Raw genomic sequence first — 1768 nt, 5'->3', positions numbered from 1 at the left:
GAGTGGGTCGCACTTCTCATCCTGCCGCCGAAAGACCCGTCCCCATCCTCAGACCCCGTCAGCCGACACCAACGTCACGACCCGCAACAGCTAGCGGCCGAACTTGGGCATTGCAACCGTGATCTCGGGCGCCCGGTCGACGCCACAACGTATGCGGCTCAGTCCCTCGGCCCGACTGCAAGCGGGTACGTGCGAAGTGACTTCTTCGCAACCATGGTCCTAGCGGACTCTTACCTCGACCAGGGTGAAGCAGAAAAGGCTTGCGAAGTCGCGTTGCAAGCCTTGCACATTGGCGAATCTCTGAAATCGGCTCGGTGCGGCGCGTACGTCGACGAGTTCCGCACACGCCTCACCCGAGTTGGCCGATCGGCCACAACCGTTGACTTTATCGAGCAAGCCTCAGCGACTCGACTCTGGACACCCCAAGACTCTAAAAAGGCGCCCAGTCACGACGGTCCCCGCCATTTCTAATAGCCTCCACACGTTTCCGCACCTCGTCGGCAGCCCCGGCATCTTGGCCAGCCTTTCCGCACAGCCAGAGGGTCATCGACACCTCACGATAGTCGGCGAGCACAGAATAACCAGCCCAAGACATGACGTCGAATCCGTAGACGTCGACAAATTTGCGGTACTCATCCTCAGTATGCCACCCGAAGCGCTCGTAGAAGAGCGCCGTCTGCACGAGATCCCACTCGCGCGGGCCGATACTGAAACTATCCAGGTCTATGAGTACCGGGTTGCCCGCGCGATCCAGGATTACATTTCCGACGTTGGCGTCTCCGTGAATGACACCCGGCTTCAGGGCGAATTCAAGCGACTCATACCGTGAACGAAGGTCACCAATACGACATCGCAGGAAGTCCGCGTCCGCACGATCTAGATTGTCTAGCGTAGACATGCGCTCCTGTAGCTCATCAAACGGGCGCTTGTCCGGCAGGTGCAGTTCTGCGGGGGCATCGAGTTTATGCAGGTCGCGAATGACCCGGGCAACATCTGCGATCGGGGCGTAACGCTCATCTTCCGCGACTGATTCCCAGAACGTCGCAACGTGCCCGCTAACGTTCACCGGCTGGTCAACGTCTAGCGCACGGTTTGCCGGATAGTCCTTACTCGCCAGCCAGCGCGCGACCGCGACCTGTGTAGCCACCTCGTCCACAGCTGCCGCGTCGCGGGTGATCCGCACAATGACGGGAGTCACAAGACGAAACACCGCGTTGGAGCCCAGCCGAATCAACTCAGCCCCCGACGAGTCGAGCCCTACCTTCTCGCACGCCGCGCCGAGGGCTTCGTGCGCAGCTTCCTCAGTCAATGCCACTGCTTGGCCCAATCTGCTGCCCTTCGTAGATCATGAACGCGGGCCGCCTGTACATGCGCGGCCAGGTTTACTCCCGGCCGCCTCGACCAGGAGGTTCGACGATCTGGCCACGCGAGGTGTTCACGGTGACGGAGCCTCGACAGGCCCGCGCCGGCCGCAAGCACGCTCGACCCCGGCCATCTGCCGTTTCAGGCGAGTTGCGCGCCACGTGATGTCCTCGTCTGCCATGCGACGATGCTACTGGCCTCGCCCTCACTCCTGCCGGACCTGAGTGCACCCCTGCCGGGGTGGTCGCAAGAGCTGGCCGCCGTCGCTCTGGGCGTCACTCCAGACAAGCCCTCAGATCGCCGTAGCGCCCCTAGCTGTAGTGACCATGGACGTTGTTGACGTATGAGCGGCGCGTCGGGTTGATCATGACGAAGACCTCCGTGTGGGGTGGTGGTGTCTGACGCC

1 protein-coding gene is annotated in these 1768 nt (G+C 61.9%); it reads right to left on the bottom strand.

Features of this window, described 5'->3' with window-relative positions; genetic code table 11:
- Positions 1-430: 430 nt before the first annotated feature.
- Positions 431-1315, bottom strand: a complete 885-nt coding sequence (locus AB0K15_RS47995; RefSeq protein ID WP_364067924.1) for an aminoglycoside phosphotransferase family protein — start codon at positions 1313-1315, stop codon at positions 431-433.
- Positions 1316-1768 lie beyond the last annotated feature (453 nt).

The sequence above is a fragment of the Amycolatopsis sp. NPDC049253 genome, from assembly GCF_040678995.1.
Classification (GTDB): Bacteria; Actinomycetota; Actinomycetes; order Mycobacteriales; family Pseudonocardiaceae; genus Amycolatopsis.
Note: the sequence above shows the minus strand (reverse complement) of the source record. Positions and strands in the feature narration are given on the sequence as shown.